Here is a 1,351-nt window from a genome sequence, read left to right as displayed (position 1 = left end):
CCATCGGCCACGGGCGTGTTTCGTCAGGCGGGCGGGCAGGTGGTAAAGCCGGAAGCGCACGGTGTCCGGCTCGGCGGCGGCGAGGTGATCGACGTCGTGGAGGGCGAGGCGGCGGTCAGCTTCGCGAACCGCCGCCTTGAGGGCTGCACCCGGCGGACGATCAGCCGCATCCCCTGCGGCCATCCCTCGTGGATGTTCAGGCCGGTCAGCTCCGCGACGAAGTAGCCCTCCTGCGTCTCGCCGTTCTGCTTCAGCGAGGTCTCCCACGCCCGCTCCGGGAGCCTGGCGATCGCTGTCCCGTCGGCATCGGTCATCTTCCAGCCCACCGTGTAACGGACCTTCCGACGTGCGGTGTTGAGGGCTTCAAGATGCTTCAGCAGGCCGTGGGTGGCGCCCGCGCCGTCGACCCGGACGAGGATTTCGGCGTGGGAGGAGTCAGGCATCTGTTCCAGTGCGGACACCAGGACCCGGACGTGATCGGCGACCGTATTCGCGCCGGCATCGCCCGGCCGCAGCTCCATGGCCAGGGACTCTCCGGTGTTCGCGCACCAGGCCACCAGCGGATGGAACCCGAAGGTCTTCTTGAACGTGACCGCCGCGAGCCCCTTCTTCGAGGCGGCGGTGATGATCGTGGCGTCGAGGTCGATGACGATCCAGCCCGTCAGACGCCGGCCCCGGCAACCGTCAGCCAGGGAAAGTCCCCGGGCCGCAGGTGCAGTCGGGACCACACATGCCGACGCACCCGACGGCGGGCCTTCGCCACCTGCCCCAGCGTCGTCTCGTCGAGTGCGGCCAGGGTCCGGCGGGCGGTGGAGTCCGAGGCGGGCGGACCGAACAACGGCCGGTGACGGAGCTGGAGCCGCTCGGCCTCCAGCAGGTTCGTCGCCCCAGCGTGATCGACACCGCGAGCTGCACCAGCAGCGCGCACCGGTTCCGCTGGCCAGGCCCGCCCACCGGCAACACCCTCGCCAACGCCTCGGCCAGCCCGACCCGGTCCGCACCGTCGCAGCAGTACCTCCCCCAGCGTGTCCGACCAGTCCCTTGCCGTCGGCCCGCACGGCCGGCCGCCGGCCCCACCCTGTACGCTCGGTCACCAGAAAAATGCCTTGATCTTCTGCCCGATACGTCCTCAACAAACGCATCCTTGCAGGTCAACGGCACCTTTCTACTGTCGGGGCGTCAGCCCGTCAATTCCGGTGAATAGCCAGGGCTGACGCAGACGCCGCCCGTCCGAACGCCCTGCCGCCGGACAGAACGACCCGCGCGTCACACCCCGACATGTGTGTGCGGGATCCGCCGGAACCCGGACGCACCGTCTCAGGACACGGGCGGACCGGACGGTCCGGCCGTC

General features: G+C 69.9%; 1 protein-coding gene. It reads right to left on the bottom strand.

Features of this window, described 5'->3' with window-relative positions; translation table 11 throughout:
* Nucleotides 1-23: 23 nt before the first annotated feature.
* A complete protein-coding gene (locus N4G66_RS45110) occupies nt 24-728 on the bottom strand; it encodes a transposase (protein WP_261710142.1) in 705 nt (234 codons plus the stop codon).
* Between the last annotated feature and the right edge of the window lie 623 nt (nt 729-1,351).

This window comes from Streptomyces rhizosphaerihabitans (genome assembly GCF_025399795.1).
Lineage (GTDB): Bacteria > Actinomycetota > Actinomycetes > Streptomycetales > Streptomycetaceae > Streptomyces > Streptomyces rhizosphaerihabitans.
This window is presented reverse-complemented; position numbering and strand designations above follow the sequence as displayed.